The sequence below is a fragment of the Paenibacillus lactis genome (genome assembly GCF_017873605.1).
Lineage (GTDB): Bacteria > Bacillota > Bacilli > Paenibacillales > Paenibacillaceae > Paenibacillus_AQ > Paenibacillus_AQ lactis.
In genome coordinates, this window is the sequence record NZ_JAGGKI010000003.1 from 246,311 (window position 1) to 263,230 (window position 16,920).

A 16,920-nucleotide genomic window follows, 5' to 3' on the forward strand; every position below is an offset into this window, starting at 1 on the left:
GAAAAGACCGTGGTACCACCCTTGTTAGCATACCAGCTTCTTAAGAATGCGGCTTGAACACACCGGCATTCCCTAATATAAGCGGACACATGCTCACTTGACCGACGTAACGAATCGGACCCGTTATCCCCTACTGTACGGCGTTCTGCCGTGTTCAGGGAACTGCTCCGGAGCGAACTTCACCAGCCTGATTCCATCGAGACGCTCTCAATCTGCGGCATCTCTTCCCTGTACGGAAGCACTGACTACTCTTCTCCATCCATGCATTTAAACACTATGGCAAATCGAATTTATAGGGTATATTATATGCAACCTTTCGACATATGGCAAGTTGCATTTACCCGAAATGCCTTATACAAGAAGGTTTACCCGTATTGGCACGCGCTTATTCACCTTGCAGCCGGGCCAGCTCATTCCGGAGCGTCCGGATTTCGGCGAGCCAATCCTCCGCCTGCTCGGCTCCACCCTCTCCGGCCGAGAGTCCAAGCAGCTCTTGAATCCGGTACTCCAGCTCCATCCTGCGATTCTCCTTGTCGGTATCTCCCCTGATCACCCCGACACGGGCCATATGCTCCTCTTCTTCTGCCACGCTCCCCTCGAACCAGACTGGAGCTCCGCCTGGCTGCAGAGTCAGAAGCCGGTTGGCGACTTTGCGAACCAGGTATCTGTCATGCGATACGAGCGCAATCGCTCCCGGAAAGCGGACGAGGACCTCTTCTATCACCTCGCGTGTATCCACATCCAAATAGTTGGACGGTTCATCAAGCACCAGAAGATGGGCCCCGCTAAAATACAGCTTCAGGAAGGCGGTCCGGCATTTCTCCCCCATGCTGAGCTGACCGATCTGCTTGAAGACGTCGTCCCGGCGGAACAGGAAGCATCCGAGCAGCGTTCGGGCATGGCTCTGCGTCATTCCAGGAATGGCAAGCAGACTGTCCAGCAAGGTCATGTCATCCTCCAGCCCTTCGAGCTGCTGGGAGAAGTACCCGATTTTGACGGCAGGATGCCAGGCGACGGTTCCTTCCGTCGGCGTTATTTCGCCTAGCAGAAGCTTAAGCAGCGTCGTTTTCCCGCTTCCGTTCGGCCCCCGGACTGCGAGACGATCCCCGCGGTTCAACTGAAAGCTGAAACGGTCAAACAGCAGGCGGTCTCCGAATCCGAAGCTCATCTCCTTCACGCGCAGCAGGGTTCTGGCACCGATATTCTCCGCTTCCAGCTCCATTTTCAGCTTCGGATCGCTCCGCGGCTTATCTACACGCTCCGCTTCCAGCCGCTCGAGCGCCTTCTCCTTGGCATGGTATCGCGAAATGTTCTTCTTCGCTTTAGCTTTATAGTAGCTAGCCGTAATCCGGACATCTCCATCCCCTGCCGAATTGTGCGCTTTATGGAACCATTCCTCATATCTGCGAATCGATTCCTCCAGCGCTTTGCGGGCCAGCTCCTGTTTGCGGTAGAGGGTTTCCTGCTCACGCAGCTCACGCTCTTTCTCCCTACGGTAATCCGTGTATCCCCCCCGATACCTCCGCAGCTCGGTGGCGGACAGCTCGCACACCGTGGTGGCGACGCGGTCGATGAATTCCCTGTCATGGGATACGAACAGCACGGTCCCTTTATATGAGGAAACAAGCCACTGCTCCAGCCAGACCAGACTCTCGCTGTCGAGATGATTGGTCGGCTCATCCAGAAGCAAAAATTTGGGGTTTCGTACGAGCAGAGCGCCCAGCATCACCTTGGTCTTTTGTCCACCGCTGAGCTCTTTATAGGGGACAGGCCATACGTCCGGCCCGATGCCGAGCATCGTCATGGCCTTCTCGACTTCAGTCTCCCACTGGAAGCCTCCACCGGACTCATAGCGCTCTAACAGATTCCCGTACTGCTCAACCAGCCGATCCATAGCATCAGCGTCAGTTGCCTGCATCTGCTTCTCTATAGCTGCAAGCTGCTGCTTAAGCTCCCAAAGGGACGATTCGCTGCGGCTGCGAACCATTTCGAGCGCCGTCATCTCGGATTCGTCAGGCTCATCCTGCTGCCGCATCCAGCCCCATCGTTCCCTTGGCAGTACAGCCTCGACCGTCCCGTTCGTCGGCTGGCGCTCTCCTGCCAGGATCGACAGCAACGTGGATTTCCCCATTCCGTTTCGTCCATACAGGGCGATGCGCTCCCCCTCTGCCACCTCCAGGTGTATCCCCTCGAACAGCGGCTTTCCCTGCAGCTCCATTCCTATATCCTTAGCCTTTAAGATCATCGTCATATAACCTCATCCTCCCTGAAAAATCCATTAAAAAAACCGCAGGCCATGGCCTACGGCGGATCATCGAGAAAGAGATGCGGATGTGTTTATGAAATGGACGGATTGATTCGACACCCCCTCCGCATTCAGCACACGCGCTGTCTAGTCAAAATACAGGCTGTTGTGTTCGGATTCCGAACATCCGAATAGAAACCCGCTGACCGTGGGTGGGAATTGCTGTTCAACCCGGAATGAAGTCCTTTAAATCAGGAAATAAAAAAAGGCACCCCGAATCCCATTTTTCAGACACACCAAATCTCTTCTCCAGCACCGTAGAGAAACGCCTGCAACATCATTGCAGTTGTCAGAGAAAAGGGTATCTTACTTCATCGGACTATGGTTACCTCGCATTCTTGGAATTGAATTCACCGACATTGTAACAAATCTGGTTGTCAATGGCAAGCATGAAATCAGCAAGCGGACCATCACGTTTAAACGACACAAAAAATCCCTTGATTCTCAAGGGTTCTAGTCTACTAAAGTATGGAGCGGGTGATGGGAATCGAACCCACGCTACCAGCTTGGAAGGCTGGAGTTCTACCATTGAACTACACCCGCATATCAACCCACAAAAGCGGCGCTATGCTTCAGAGCATATTCGATTACTTTTGCGGGGCCTATTTCGTAAGCCAATCGGGACGACACGATTTGAACATGCGACCCCCTGGTCCCAAACCAGGTGCTCTACCAAGCTGAGCTACGTCCCGATAATCCAGTAACTGTCGTGAAGACAAAAATAAATATACCATGCTGTATTCATAATTTCAACATGTATTTTATGGAAATTATCATCTCGGAAAATAAAGCAGCAGCTTCCCTCCTCAAGAGTTTCGCTGCTGCCTATCCATCTCAATAGCCACCGAATGTTAGGGCGATTGTTATTTCTTTTTGTCGAAGGTTACTTCCGGTGTCGTCAGCTTATCGTAAAAATCTACAACTTTATCCTTGTCCTCCGATGCCCGAAGCGCCATGGCCGACCGCGGATGTTCGTCCAGCGTACCGGTAATCATGTAAGGAATGATGTAACCCCACTCCTCCTTCTCCCGCAGCGGGATCATGAAGCGCTCAATGATATCCAGAACCGGGCGAAGCTCGTACTTGGTTCCCTTCAAATGGGTGACGAGCAGCTCCGTAGGACAATTGCCAGCAGCCCGTCCCATTCCGTACACGGACGCATCCAGCAGCTCCACACCCAGGTCAGCTGCAACGAGTGTATTCGAAAACGCAAGCTGCATGTTGTTATGCGTATGCACACCAAGGCGCTTATTCGGCAGATGCGTTTTAAATTTATTGACGAGGTATTCGATATCCTTATGATCCAGACTTCCATAGGAGTCCACGATGTAAACGACATCGACGACGCTTTCCTTGATCAGCTCAAAAGCCTCCAGCAGTTCATTCTCCATTACGTTGGAGAGCGCCATAATGTTAAGGGTAGTCTCGTAGCCCCGATCATGGAAGGTCTGTACAAGCGCAAGCGCCTTATCCACATCCTTGATATAGCAGGCGACCCGGATCAGATCCAGCAGGCTTTCCTCGCGCGGCAAAATATCATCCTCGTCCACACGACCGATATCGACGAGAGCGGAGAGCTTGGTTTTGCCTTTATGCGGGATGACTTCCTTCAGAAAATCATCATCCAAGAAGCGCCATGGACCGGCTTGATCTGCGCCCTTCAGCAGCTTTGGCGAATTTTTATAACCGATTTCCATATAGTCCACGCCAGCCTCATTCAGGCCCGCATACAATTGCTGTACAAATTCAACGCTAAAATCCCAGTTATTCACCAATCCGCCGTCACGAATGGTGCAGTCCACAATCTTTGTCTGACTACTCTTGATCATTCTAAGCTAAACTCCTCTCGGCAAGTTTCTCTTCATCATACTTGAATCCGATGAGAAATGTAAAGAAGAAAGTCCCCCTATTATAAGAAAGCTTTTTTTCCGAAAAAAGAAAAAGACCATTCCATCGGAACAGCCGCTTTCTGCTTATGGAGCTTGGCTCCGATTGGGTTATATCCTTACATTTGGTGCTTTTGGGCCCTCAGTTGCCTCCAGCTTCGGAAATGTGATCACGAACTCGGTCCCTTCACCGATCTGGCTGTCCACGGCAATCGAGCCGCCGTGATTGCGAATAATGCTGTAACTGACGGACAGACCCAGTCCCGTACCGCTCTCCTTCGTCGTAAAAAACGGATTGAACAGATGGTTCAGCGTATTCTGATCCATGCCGGCCCCGTTATCCGATATGCAGATGCTAATGTTTTTACCGTTGTCGCGGGCTGAAATATCAATCATGCCGGTAAAATTCTCGACCTTTTGTTCATTGATTGCATCAAGGGCGTTTTTGATAATGTTGAGAATCACCTGTTTGATCTGCTTCACATCGACAGATATAAACGCCGGTGGCATCTCTTCTGTATGTAGGTTAATTTGGCAGCCCTTCATCAGCGCCTCGCTCTCGGTAAGAAGCACGACTTCCTTGAGCAGCGAGGATACGGCTACAACCTTGGTTTCCGGAGCGGATGGCTTGGAGGAATTCAGAAATTCGTATATAATATCATTTGCCCGATCGATCTCCGTCAGTATAATCCGGGCATATTCTTCCTTGCCGAGACTCACCAGATGGGGGCGAAGCAGTTGGATGAAGCCCCGGATCGAAGTCAGCGGATTTCGTATTTCGTGGGCGATGGAGGCGGAGATTTTACCGAGCATGGCAAGCTTGTCGTTCTGGTAGGCTGTCTGCTCAATTCGCTTGAAATCCGAAACATCCTTGACGCTGATTAAAAAATCCCCTTCCATCTGGTCCCCATAGGTCATCGTGATGAGCCACGACCGACCATACTCGTCCACGAGTTCGTGGTAGCGCTTGCGATGGAACACGGTCTCCCTGAAAATGCGGAGGATTTTCTTCTTCTTAAATCGGGACAGCTGTTTATGACGCAGCAGCTGGGTTAATGTGCAACCGGTTAGCGATTTGCGGGGTACGCCAAGCAATTTTGCCATTTGAACATTGACAAAAGCAAGTACACCCTCACTATCAAAGAGGATGATCCCGCTGTCGAGATTCTCCAGTATGTTCTCATACTTGTTCCTAATTAGCTGGCTCGAATGAAATGACCGAATCGCCTGCAGCTCAGATTCACGGATTTGACTCAACAAGATGGCTCCCCCTTTTCATGAAAAGTTGAACTCACCAAACCGACAATCAATTGTTGCAAAAAACAGTTTGTCCGTCTTTGAATCATTAGCAGTCTGAATCTGCTTCCTTTCATGATAGTCATCATGGGAAAGAAACGTCAATCAGAAATCCTGTCGAAAAATGGATATCTTCATAAAAATACCAATATTCCGACTAAAGACATGCCTCTTATGTATGTTTAACTCTGCTTCAAACAACAATAAGAAGTTTATACCCATTTTCCTCACATTTGAAACACCCTAAAATATACCAAAAATAAAAAGCCCCGAAGAACGAGGCTTATACAGGTCACTGATTACGGCTGCTTCTGTAGGCGGAGTCTTCGCTGGCTCATGACAGCCAGTCGCCGTTTCAGTTCACCCTGCCACTTTTCGTCCTGCATCCATTTTGCAACGGCGAGGAGATCCAGCGACATATCGATCTGGCTTTGAACAACGGTAAGAGGATCCTCCGATTCCCGGTTGACCACATTTTCAAAAATCGCATCTTCATCTTCCATCACATAATCCTGAAAATCTACTTGGGAGGCACCGTCCCCATGAGCATATTCGGCAAGGATCTCATATTCGTTCTCAACGCGATGATGTACTTCAACGCGATGGCAGACCGGACACAGCAGCAGGGGAACATTATGTACTTGAGTGCGATAATGCTTAAGTGTACCCTTTGTACCCATCATACTAGCCCCACAGCAAAAACTCATACCGTTCACCCTCCTCCATCAATTCTCCACCGTTTCCCATATTGTATTCGCTTTCATGCCCTCTAATTCCTTCAACCGTCGGTGGCTTCACAAAATTTGGGCCTTTAAGCCTAATTGGTTACGAGAAGACTAGTTTTTCCTATTATATATCAACGAAATATCGGTTGTCTAAACACCAGTGTTCCCTGTTTCCGGCCCGAACACTCTGTCAAAAAAACCCCCATCTTCTGAACAAATTGTCAGATGATGAGGGTTTTCGGATGTCAACAAAGGCTTACAGGTTCTTGTCGCCTGGTTTCCAGTTCATTGGGCACAATCCGCCGGATTGAAGCGCTTGAAGCACGCGCAGTGTTTCTTCTACGCTGCGGCCCACGTCGTTGTGGTTAACCACTTGGTATTTCAGTTCGCCTTCTGGATCGATGATGAACAGGCCGCGAAGTGCAACACCTTCTTCTTCGATCAGAACGCCGTAGTCTCTTGCTACGTTCTTCGTGATGTCCGAAGCGAGCGGGAAGTTCAATGCTCCCAGACCGTTAGCGTCTCTGGATGTGTTGATCCAAGCTTTGTGGCTGTGGATAGAGTCAACACTTACACCAAGAATTTCGGTATCCAATGCTTTGAATTGATCGTAAGCATCGCTCAGTGCCGTGATTTCAGTCGGGCACACGAAAGTGAAATCGAGCGGATAGAAGAAGAATACGAGCCATTTACCGCGGTAGTCGGACAGGCTGACTTTTCCAAAATCTTTACCGTCTCCCGATACGGTTTCCATCGTGAAATCTGGAGCTGCTTTACCAACCAAACGTTCTGCCATGATTGAATTCCTCCTTAACATATGTAGAACATATTAAAATGTGTAACAAATCTATGTTCCCACGAACATTCACTAGAAATGTTATCATCGAGGCTTGGCAAAGTCAAGATTATAGAGGTTACTTTTTTATAATTATTATAAATAAGAATTTTCCTTGAACAGTGAGCAGATTATCGGATGGCCGCCGCGATCAGGTCGCCCATCTCCGTAGTGCTGAGCGCTTTGCTCTTATCGACGGCAATGTCTGCTGTCCGGTGTCCAGCATCCAATACTTCAGCTACCGCGCGTTCGATCGCGTCCGCCGCATCGGCATAGCCGAAGGTCAGGCGGTACATGAGCGCAACCGACAGAATGGTCGCGATCGGGTTGGCCAGCCCTTGTCCCGCAATATCCGGCGCCGAACCGTGAACCGGCTCGTACAGGCCGAATGCTCCTTCGCCCATGGATGCCGATGCCAGCATGCCGATGGATCCGGTCAGCATTGCCGCCTCATCGCTCAGAATGTCTCCGAACATGTTCTCGGTCACGATGACGTCAAAGCTGGACGGGCGGCGCAGAAGCTGCATCGCACAGTTGTCCACCAGCACATGCTCCAGCTCCACATCCGGATATTCCGGCGCGATGCGGTTGACCGTTTCACGCCAGAGGCGGGAGGTTTCCAGCACGTTCGCTTTATCGACGGACGCCAGCTTCTTGCGGCGCTTCTGGGCGATCTCGAACGCTTGGCGCACGATCCGCTCCACCTCGGCCGTATTGTAAACACAGGTATCGACCGCTTCTTCGCCGCCGGCACCTTCGCGTCTGAACTTCTCTCCGAAGTAGATGCCGCCTGTCAGCTCTCGCACGACCATCAGGTCCGTGCCTTCAAGCACTTCCGGCTTCAGCGTCGAGGCATCCTTCAAGCAGTCAAAAATGACAGCCGGACGCAGGTTCGAAAATAAACCGAGCTCTTTGCGAATGCCGAGCAATCCGGTTTCCGGGCGCAGCTCCTTCGGATTGTTGTCCCATTTCGGACCGCCTACCGCTCCAAGCAGCACGGCATCGGCGCTTTTGCACACGCTCAGCGTTTCCTCCGGAAGCGGCGTGCCTTTCTCGTCAATGGCGATGCCGCCAAACAGCGCGTGCTCCGTCGTGAAGGAATATCCGAAGACCTCTTCGGTCCGCTTTATAATTTTCTCCGCTTCCGCCACGACCTCAGGACCGATTCCGTCCCCGGCGATTACGGCAATTTTCTTCGTTTCTGCCATCGGTTAGTCACTCCTTATTTATAATACGCTTCTCGTAAAGTCATCTAGTTACTGTTGTAACATACTTCCCTCACGGTGACCAAGATATAGAAACTATGAACTTAATTTGTTTTGCCTATAAGTGGGGGAGTGATCCGTAGGGAACGCGTTGGCGATGTGACCGGAGGTATTACTGCTGGGGAGGGTGCTTCGAGGGGTGTTCCGAGGTAGTTCCGTGGGATGTTTCGTGGGGAGTTTCGTGGGGAGTTTCGTGGGGAGTTTCGTGGGTTGCTCCGAGTACGTATCGTTCCTCCAATCGCTGTTGTCGCCGAATTTCATGATTATATATTTAGCGGTGGAATTTCGGCTCCAAAGGCGAACGCTCCGCTTTTCCGGAATCGATTCGTCCTCTCCGCTGCTTCGTAGCTCTTGGGGGCCCGCGTTCCCTTCGGCTCACTTGGGGTGGGAAAGGGGATGGCTGCCTGGCTCCGCTTGGGCTGCCACCCTGGGGAATATTGGGGGTTACGGCGATGGGGCCGACTGCCTGGCTGCACTTCGGCAGCCCTGAAACTTTAGGTGTCGCTTGGATGTGTGGACCACTTACTGGACGTAGTTGAGTATGTTTCTTGGCTGCTGGTGGGATTCCTCCACTGCTGTTAGGGTTGCTCCGGTTAGAATCTCACTGCTTACTGCTGGGGGGGCTCGGAGTACGTATCGTTCCTTCAATCGCTGTTGTCACCGAATTTCATGATTATATATTTAGCGGTGGAATTTCGGCTCCAAAGGCGAACGCTCCGCTTTTCCGGAATCGATTCGTCCTCTCCGCTGCTTCGAAGCTCTTGGGGGCCCGCGTTCCCTTCGGCTCACTTGGGGTGGGAAGGGGATGGCTGCCTGGCTCCGCTTAGGCAGCCACCCTGGGTACTTTCAGGTGTTGCTTCGATGAGGCCGACTGCCTGAGCTGCACCCAGCAGCCACCTTGGGGACCTTCGGGTTTTGCGGCAATGCGTAGCTCTGCTGCCTGATTGGGTTCCCCCGATGGCGTATCTCACTGCTTGCTGCTGGGGAAGCTCGGATGATGTATCTTGACTGCTGCTGGGGTTGCTCCGAGTACGTATCCTTCCTCCAATCGCTGTTGTCGCCGAATTTCATGATTATATATTTAGCGGTGGATATTCGGCTCCAAAGGCGAACGCTCCGCTTTTCCGGAATCGATTCGTCCTCTCCGCTGCTTCGAAGCTCTTGGGGGCCCGCGTTCCCTTCGGCTCACTTGGGGTGGGAATGGGGTGGCTGCCTGGCTCCGCTTAGGCAGCCACCCTGGGTACTTTCAGGTGTTGCTTCGATGAGGCCGACTGCCTGAGCTGCACCCAGCAGCCACCTTGGGGACCTTCGGTGTTGCGGCGATGGAGCGTCTTCTAACCTTCGGTTCAGCTGCCGCCCTGAGAATTCGGGTGTCGCTCCGATGGGGCCTGCTGCCTGTCTGTCCTTCACCAGCACACCAGGGGACTTCGGATGCCGATTCGAGGTGTTATGGCTGCTGGCCGTGCTTTGGCAGCCATAACCCGGTCCAGAAGTGAGCATGGAAAACAAGCGAGCTGGAGGAGCCGCCAGCTTGCTTGTCCGCCCGTTATAGCGTCTCCAACTCGCTTAGATCGGGCACTTTAATGCGATGTTTTTTCCGGAAATCCTTATAAAGCTCCGCCTGAAGCGCCTCATAGCTTTCCGTCCCTTTCAGGTCTTCATCCGCAAGGATATGTCCCATAAGCTTATTCATGTAAATCGCCGCCTCGTACGCGCTGTATAACTCCTCGCTGTTCCAAAACTCCTCCTCGCTCAGTCCCGTGATTCGGATCCGCTGCTCCATAATGTATAAGGTCAGCTGCTCCGCGGATGTTTTCGGGCCGGTGTCCTTCATCGCACGCCTCTGCATGTCGATCATACCCTTGACTTCCTCCGGCGTTACGGTGATTCCAATTTGTTTTGCATGGTGCACGGTCAGCGCCTCGGTAATCATATGCCGCAGCACCTCCTCGCCCGAAGGTTTCTCGGTCAACTGATTTAGGGCATAGATCAGCTCTTTAGTTTTCAGGGTGAAGACATATTCCGCAAGCGAAATACGCACTTCCTCCGTCTCCATCATCCAAGGAGGCAGCCCTTCATTCCGGATCTTATTCTGGATCGTTTGGATCGAATCAAAAGTATCCTGGACCAACCGCCTGGTGCCTTCTGTATATGCTGCATTTTGAATTGCGGGTATCTCATCCGACAACTCCGGCAATGCTCTATGGGCGTTCTCGTCCGTTTGGGCTGCAGGGGAATTGTCACAAGCGCTAATCGCAAGTAATACCGCCACCAATCCAAATAACGAGAGCTTTCGCAAGCGGATTGCGTTTCGGCAACGAGAACTCATGCTCGTCCCTCCTTATAAAAATCCTCCGTTTCCTTTATTAACGTTACCCGCACCGCTTTGGTTACATTTCTCTGTTCATGCGCTACAATAGAAATGTAATCGTTTTTATTACCAATACCCACCAAGGAGATGATCCCCTCATGCAGTACACCTCTCTAGGTAAATCCGGCATGAAAGTCAGCCGTCTGTGTCTCGGTACGATGAATTTCGGACCTGCCACGGATGAGAAGGAAGCTTTTCGCATCATGGATGCGGCGGTGGATGCCGGCGTGAATTTTTTCGACACCGCTAATGTTTACGGCTGGGGCGAGAACGCCGGGCTGACCGAAACGATAATCGGGCGGTGGTTCAAGCAGGGCGGCGGCCGTCGGGAAAAGGTCATTTTGGCCACGAAATTTTACGGGTCGATGAGCGATCCACTCGACGGTCCCAATGATGCAGCCGGCTTGTCCGCCTACAAGCTCCGGCGCCATCTTGAAGGGTCGCTGAAGCGGCTGCAGACCGATCATATCGAGCTGTATCAAATGCATCACGTGGATTCATCCGTAACATGGGACGAGCTCTGGGGAGCATTTGAGGTCGCGGTGCATCAGGGAAAAATCGGCTATGTCGGCTCCAGCAATTTCGCCGGTTGGCACATCGCCGTTGCTCAAGCCGCTGCCAAAAACCGGAACTTCCTTGGTCTGGTATCCGAGCAGCATAAGTACAGCCTGACCTGCCGGCTCCCTGAGCTTGAAGTGCTGCCAGCAGCGCAGAGCCTCGGTCTCGGCGTAATTCCTTGGAGTCCGCTCGACGGCGGATTGCTGGGGCGCAACGCGCTGAAGAAGATTGAGGGTTCGAGAAGCGGCGGCAATGCGGAGCGGATCGAGAAGCACCGTGCCCAGCTGGAGCAATTCGCCGCACTTTGCCAGGAGCTCGGAGAGCCGCAGGACAACGTGGCACTGGCCTGGCTTCTTAAAAATCCGGCCGTCACTGGGCCAATCATCGGTCCGCGTACTTTGGAACAATTCGAAAGCTCCTTGAGATGCCTCGAGGTGGAGCTCGACGAATCGGCTATGAAGCGGCTGGATGAAATTTTCCCTGGTCCGGGTGGCCCTGCGCCGCAAGCTTACGCCTGGTAAGACGCAAATCCCGGAACATCCTGTAAAAATAACGCCACTTTGGACAAGTTGTTCACAATATGAGCCCCTCGCAGCGTTAAACGATTTCAGTCGGAGCGAAAGTACCGGAACACATCTGCTTACACGCTAGCTTTCTCCGGTGGGGCCATAACCGTCCTCGGCCAATACAAATAAAAGGAGGAGCCGCCTTACTAGCGGTTCCTCCTTTTTTTAAATCTGTCATTTCCAGGCTGTTCACCCGTCCCGTAGAAAAGGCTGGAAGCCATAGAATCTTCTAATGACATTGAATCTTCTTATTTCTTGATCCAATGCATCATTTCACGAAGCTGAGCGCCAACGACTTCAAGCTGGTGCTCGGACTCGTTGCGGCGAGTAGCCGTCAGGAATGCACGGCCGGATTGGTTCTCGAGAATAAAGTCGCGTGCGAATTTACCCTGTTGAATATCGGACAATACTTCCTTCATCGCTTTCTTCGTTTCGTCGGTAACGATACGTGGGCCTGTTACGTAGTCGCCGTATTCCGCAGTGTTACTGATGGAGTCGCGCATGTTCGCAAGTCCGCCTTCATAGATCATGTCGACGATCAGCTTCAGTTCATGCAGACACTCGAAGTAAGCCATTTCCGGAGCATAACCGGCTTCTGTAAGCGTTTCGAAACCCGCTTTGATCAGCGCGGATACGCCGCCGCACAGTACAGCCTGCTCACCGAACAGATCGGTTTCGGTTTCTTCGCGGAAGGATGTTTCGATAACGCCTGCACGGGTACAGCCGATACCTTTAGCATAAGCAAGGCCGATTGCCTTAGCTTGTCCGGTCGCGTCCTTCTCGATCGCGATCAATCCAGGTACGCCGAAGCCCTCAACATACGTGCGGCGAACCATGTGGCCCGGGGATTTAGGAGCTACGAGCAGGACGTCGTTGTCTTTAGGAGCCACGATTTGGCCGAAATGAACGTTGAAGCCATGGGAGAACATCAGAGCTGCACCCTTTTTCAGGTTCGGCTCGATGTCATTCTTGTACACCGACGCTTGCGTTTCGTCCGGCATGAGGATTTGAACGACATCCGCACGGCTTACAGCCTCCGCTACAGAAAGCACCTCGAACCCGTCGTTTTTCGCCTTGTCGAAGGATTTTCCTTCACGAAGACCGATCACCACTTGGAGACCGCTGTCACGCAGGTTCTGCGCTTGGGCATGCCCTTGGCTGCCGTAGCCGATTACCGCGATCGTTTTGTCCTTAAGTACGCTAAGCTCTGCATCTTGTTCATAATAAGTAGTAACTGCCATTTGGATAAGTCCTCCTTTAATTTTAAAGACCCTTCATGATGAGCGGGTATTTCAATCGACCCGGCTTAGTGGCCCGGTCTGCTGAAACACCCGCTCATGCCATGCAGGTGTCTGCTGATATTGATGGTTTGAAGCTCAGAAGCGAAAAGCATCAAAAAGCGAACGGATGATTACGCATTACCGCGAATCATCGCGGTAACCCCGGTCCGGGACAGCTCCTGGATCCCGTAAGGCTTCAGCAGCTCGATCATCGCATCGATCTTCACGGTATCGCCAACAACCTGAACCATCAGATTGGTGGTACCGATGTCAACGACCGAAGCCCGGAAGGTCTCGACAACGCCCATGATTTCAGGTCTGGCGGAAGGCTCCGCCTTGACCTTGATCAGGGCAAGCTCCCTTGCAACCATCGGCTTGGAGCTCAGGTTGATGACTTTGATGACATCGATCAGCTTGTATAGCTGCTTCTCGATCTGCTCCAGCGTCGTGTCATCTCCTGTCGTCACGATAACCATCCGCGACAGCCCCTGCTCCTCCGATTGCCCCACGGTAATGCTCTCGATGTTGAAGCCTCTGCGGCCAAACAGTCCCGAAACCCGCTGCAGGACACCCGGCTGGTCGTTTACTAGTACGGCAATGGTATGTTTTGTACTCATCTTACGCATCCCCCATCAGCATTTGATCGATCGTCGACCCTTGCGGTACCATCGGATACACGTTCTCGCCTTTCTCGACCACGAACTCGACGAGCACCGGTCCCGGCGTTTCCATCGCTTCGGCCCAAGCGCGGTGCGCTTCGTCTTTCGTCGTGGCGCGAAGACCTTTCACACCGTAAGCTTCAGCAAGCTTGACGAAATCCGGGCTGCCCGCCAGATCGATGTGGCTGTAACGGTTGTCGTAGATCAGCTCCTGCCATTGGCGAACCATGCCAAGCACCTGGTTGTTGATGACCACGATTTTGACCGGAATGTTGTTGATGGCGCAGATCGCAAGCTCCTGGGAGCACATCTGCATGCCGCCGTCCCCGTTGATCGAGATGACGAGCCGGTCGGGATGGGCCATTTGGGCGCCGATGGCGGAAGGGAATCCGAAGCCCATCGTGCCGAGGCCGCCGGAGGTGATCCATGAACGCGGCTGGTTGAATTTGTAATACTGGGCCGCCCACATCTGGTGCTGTCCGACGTCCGTCGTTACGATCGCTTCGCCCTTGGTCGTCTCGTTCAGCATTTCGATAACCCACTGCGGCTTGAGTACGGTATCCGAATCCACGTAGCGGTACGGATATTCCGCCTTCCACTTGCCGATCTGGTCTCTCCAAGCATCCGCCTTGCCTGCGTATCCGACGAGCGGATTCAGCATTTCAAGCACGGTTTTGACATCCCCGACAATCGGGATATCGGTTGGCACGTTCTTGCCGATCTCCGCCGGATCGATGTCAATATGAGCAATTTTGGCATTCGGTGCAAATCCGTTCAGTTTGCCGGTAACGCGATCATCGAATCTCGCTCCGATACTGATCAGCAGGTCGGATTGTTGAATGGCCTGGTTCGACGTGTACGTGCCATGCATGCCCGGCATGCCCGTCCAGAGCTCGTGTCCCGTCGGGAATCCGCCCAGCCCGAGCAGCGTCGTCGTGATCGGAATGCCCGTCTTGTTGACGAATTCCAGCAGCCCTTCGTGTGCGCCGGAGTATATGACGCCGCCGCCGGCAAGAATCATTGGACGCTCGGCATCCTCGATCGCGCGGGCCAGCTTGTCGAGCTGCAGACGATTCGGTACCGTTCGCGGGTTATAGCCCCGCAGGTGGACGGTATCTTCCGGCTTGAACAGCGTCGTTGCCGCCGATACGTCCTTCGGAATATCGATCAGCACCGGCCCTTTACGTCCCGTGGACGCGATGTGGAAGGCCTCGTGGATGATCCGCGGCAGATCTTCGACATTCCGCACCAGATAGCTGTGTTTGGTGATCGGCATCGTGATGCCTGTAATATCCGCTTCCTGGAAGGCATCCGTTCCGATCAGCGTCGTTGCTACGTTACCGGTAATGACAACGAGCGGAACAGAATCCATATAGGCTGTTGCAATCCCGGTTACGAGGTTCGTTGCCCCCGGTCCCGAGGTCGCGATACATACACCTACTTTACCGCTTGCCCGGGCATATCCGTCGGCTGCATGGATGGCGCCTTGCTCGTGACGAGTCAAGACATGGTTGAAATCCTCAAAACCATACATTGCATCGTAGATATACAGGACGGCTCCGCCCGGATATCCGAAAACGCACTCGACACCTTCGAGCAGAAGACTCCGAAGCAAGATTTCCGATCCGGTAATCACTTCAGGCTTCATCCATTTCTCACGTAATTGTTCTGTAGACCGCACTTCTGGAGTTTGCGCGCTCATCAGTCATCCTCCTCTCAAATATTGGCATGCTCTAATTTCCACCATGATCCAAGCAACAAAAAAACCTTCCGTCTCCACACCCGGATTATCTCCGTGTGAGGGACGAAAGGTTCTGGCTTCCGTGGTACCACCCATGTTTGCTCTACACCTCGCAGTGTAAAGCCTCAGCAGGTATGAAGGCTCTCGCATAACACCAGCTCTTCAATATCTGCAGTCCGTAACGTGGACTTACACGATTTTCCCTAATAAATGCTGTTACGACTTAATGCGGTAAAGTCATAGCCTAGCATCTTTCAGGAAAACAGCTCCGAGGTGAGCTCGTATAAAAGGGATTTTGGTGGTGGTTTCAGCAGATCCATCCACTCTCTGAGCAAAAGAGCCCTTTAAACTTCGTCCTCATCATTGCCGATTGGATATATTCGTTAAAATGTTTAGAAACATTATATGATCGTTCCAATCCAGAAGTCAACACATTTATTTTACTTCGCATGAGAGGTTTTCATTCACTACGCAATTCGAAGCTTCCGGCCATTGCCGCAAAACACGCTCCCAGAGCCTGGTACATATGATAAATTGAGCAGCAAACCTCGGCGAGAGAAGGGAGAGAAATAACGATGATCCGCTACTGGAAACCCGGGCAGGATGACGTCATGATTCTGCAGCTGATCGAATCCGAGCTCGTCCCTCTTTCCCATATGAGCCCGAAGGAGATCCATGCGATTCGCAAAGATATCCCTGCCCGATTACGGCGCGGCGTAACCCTGGTTGCAGCCGGACAGGAGGATCGAGTCCTCGCCTTCATCCACTTCCTGGTGCATGGCGAGCTGCTGTATATCGATATGCTGGCCGTCGCACCCGCCGTACAGCGAAAGCAATGGGGCATCCGCCTGATGGAGCATGCCGAACGTTTCGCTGTATCCCGCGGTTGCAAGCGAGCGAAGGTGATGGTAGACGTCGGGAACCGGGGCGGGCTCGCCTTTTACAGAAAGCTCGGTTATACGGTAACCCGAATCATCTCAACCAGCCAATGCTACGAAATGGAAAAAGTGTGGTATCCCTAGTCTTTACCAGAAGAATCCGCCGAACGGTCCGCCAAACCCGCCGTAACCAGGGCCGTAGAATCCGCCATATCCGGGATATCCCCCATATCCGGGATACCCGCCGTAAGCGTAAGGCGCGGTGCCGATCGCAAGCAAGTCGAACAGCACGAGAGGAACGATGGCTTTGGTCTTTACCTGCTTGCCGCCCGGTTCAACGAACAGACGGCTCCCGGATACCTTAACCAATTTGCCTGTCACCATAGTTCCGTCTTTCTTATACGCAACAATCCGCTTGCCCACATACGACTTCAGTTTCGCCTTGTTGACAGGCTTTTCCATGAAAATCCCTCCTTGAGGTAATATACATTTCAATCTATTCCGGAAGGGGGAGGCTTGCCTGTTTCATGGCCCTAAACAGCAAATATAGACGGC

General features: G+C 52.5%; 13 protein-coding genes and 2 tRNA genes. 2 read left to right on the top strand and 13 right to left on the bottom strand.

The window, feature by feature from the left end; all coding sequences use genetic code 11:
* Positions 1-385: 385 nt before the first annotated feature.
* From abc-f to J2Z18_RS06795, 9 genes are all read right to left on the bottom strand, one after another.
* A complete protein-coding gene (gene abc-f / locus J2Z18_RS06755; protein ID WP_210094427.1) occupies positions 386-2,251 on the bottom strand; it encodes a ribosomal protection-like ABC-F family protein in 1,866 nt (621 codons plus the stop codon).
* A 523-nt stretch (positions 2,252-2,774) separates the two neighbouring features.
* Positions 2,775-2,848 (bottom strand) — tRNA-Gly (locus J2Z18_RS06760).
* Positions 2,849-2,923: 75 nt separating this feature from the next.
* Positions 2,924-2,997, bottom strand: a tRNA-Pro gene (locus J2Z18_RS06765).
* Between the two features lie 171 nt (positions 2,998-3,168).
* A complete protein-coding gene (locus J2Z18_RS06770) occupies positions 3,169-4,134 on the bottom strand; it encodes an aldolase catalytic domain-containing protein (protein WP_007127252.1) in 966 nt (321 codons plus the stop codon).
* Positions 4,135-4,302: 168 nt separating this feature from the next.
* Positions 4,303-5,451, bottom strand: coding sequence for an ATP-binding protein (locus tag J2Z18_RS06775; protein ID WP_210094428.1), 1,149 nt, complete (start codon positions 5,449-5,451; stop codon positions 4,303-4,305).
* A 335-nt stretch (positions 5,452-5,786) separates the two neighbouring features.
* On the bottom strand, positions 5,787-6,194 hold the full coding sequence (locus J2Z18_RS06780; RefSeq protein WP_007127250.1) for a hypothetical protein: 408 nt from the start codon (positions 6,192-6,194) through the stop codon (positions 5,787-5,789).
* 274 nt (positions 6,195-6,468) lie between these two features.
* The gene (locus J2Z18_RS06785; RefSeq protein ID WP_007127249.1) at positions 6,469-7,008 is read right to left on the bottom strand and encodes a peroxiredoxin; all 540 of its coding nucleotides are present in this window, start codon (positions 7,006-7,008) and stop codon (positions 6,469-6,471) included.
* A gap of 170 nt (positions 7,009-7,178) precedes the next feature.
* Positions 7,179-8,255 (bottom strand): 3-isopropylmalate dehydrogenase, encoded by a 1,077-nt coding sequence (gene leuB / locus J2Z18_RS06790; RefSeq protein WP_007127248.1) that lies wholly within the window; start codon positions 8,253-8,255, stop codon positions 7,179-7,181.
* 1,603 nt (positions 8,256-9,858) lie between these two features.
* Positions 9,859-10,641 (bottom strand): SurA N-terminal domain-containing protein, encoded by a 783-nt coding sequence (locus J2Z18_RS06795; protein ID WP_210094429.1) that lies wholly within the window; start codon positions 10,639-10,641, stop codon positions 9,859-9,861.
* A gap of 140 nt (positions 10,642-10,781) precedes the next feature.
* Here J2Z18_RS06795 and J2Z18_RS06800 point away from each other — a divergent pair, with 140 nt between their 5' ends.
* Positions 10,782-11,762, top strand: coding sequence for an aldo/keto reductase (locus J2Z18_RS06800; RefSeq protein ID WP_210094430.1), 981 nt, complete (start codon positions 10,782-10,784; stop codon positions 11,760-11,762).
* A gap of 293 nt (positions 11,763-12,055) precedes the next feature.
* Here J2Z18_RS06800 and ilvC read toward each other — a convergent pair whose 3' ends face one another.
* The 3 genes from ilvC to ilvB all read right to left on the bottom strand — a co-directional run bounded on the left by ilvC (position 12,056) and on the right by ilvB (position 15,448).
* A complete protein-coding gene (ilvC, locus tag J2Z18_RS06805; protein ID WP_007127245.1) occupies positions 12,056-13,048 on the bottom strand; it encodes a ketol-acid reductoisomerase in 993 nt (330 codons plus the stop codon).
* A gap of 170 nt (positions 13,049-13,218) precedes the next feature.
* Complete coding sequence (gene ilvN / locus J2Z18_RS06810; RefSeq protein ID WP_007127244.1) at positions 13,219-13,704, bottom strand: acetolactate synthase small subunit; 486 nt, start codon at positions 13,702-13,704, stop codon at positions 13,219-13,221.
* 1 nt (position 13,705) lies between these two features.
* Positions 13,706-15,448, bottom strand: coding sequence for a biosynthetic-type acetolactate synthase large subunit (ilvB, locus tag J2Z18_RS06815; RefSeq protein ID WP_007127243.1), 1,743 nt, complete (start codon positions 15,446-15,448; stop codon positions 13,706-13,708).
* A gap of 614 nt (positions 15,449-16,062) precedes the next feature.
* Between ilvB and J2Z18_RS06820 the strand changes: the two genes are divergently transcribed.
* Positions 16,063-16,509 carry a GNAT family N-acetyltransferase gene (locus tag J2Z18_RS06820; protein ID WP_007127242.1) on the top strand — a complete coding sequence of 149 codons (447 nt, stop codon included), beginning with the start codon at positions 16,063-16,065 and terminating at the stop codon, positions 16,507-16,509.
* A 3-nt stretch (positions 16,510-16,512) separates the two neighbouring features.
* Here J2Z18_RS06820 and J2Z18_RS06825 read toward each other — a convergent pair whose 3' ends face one another.
* A complete protein-coding gene (locus J2Z18_RS06825; protein ID WP_007127241.1) occupies positions 16,513-16,827 on the bottom strand; it encodes a hypothetical protein in 315 nt (104 codons plus the stop codon).
* Positions 16,828-16,920: the final 93 nt, after the last annotated feature.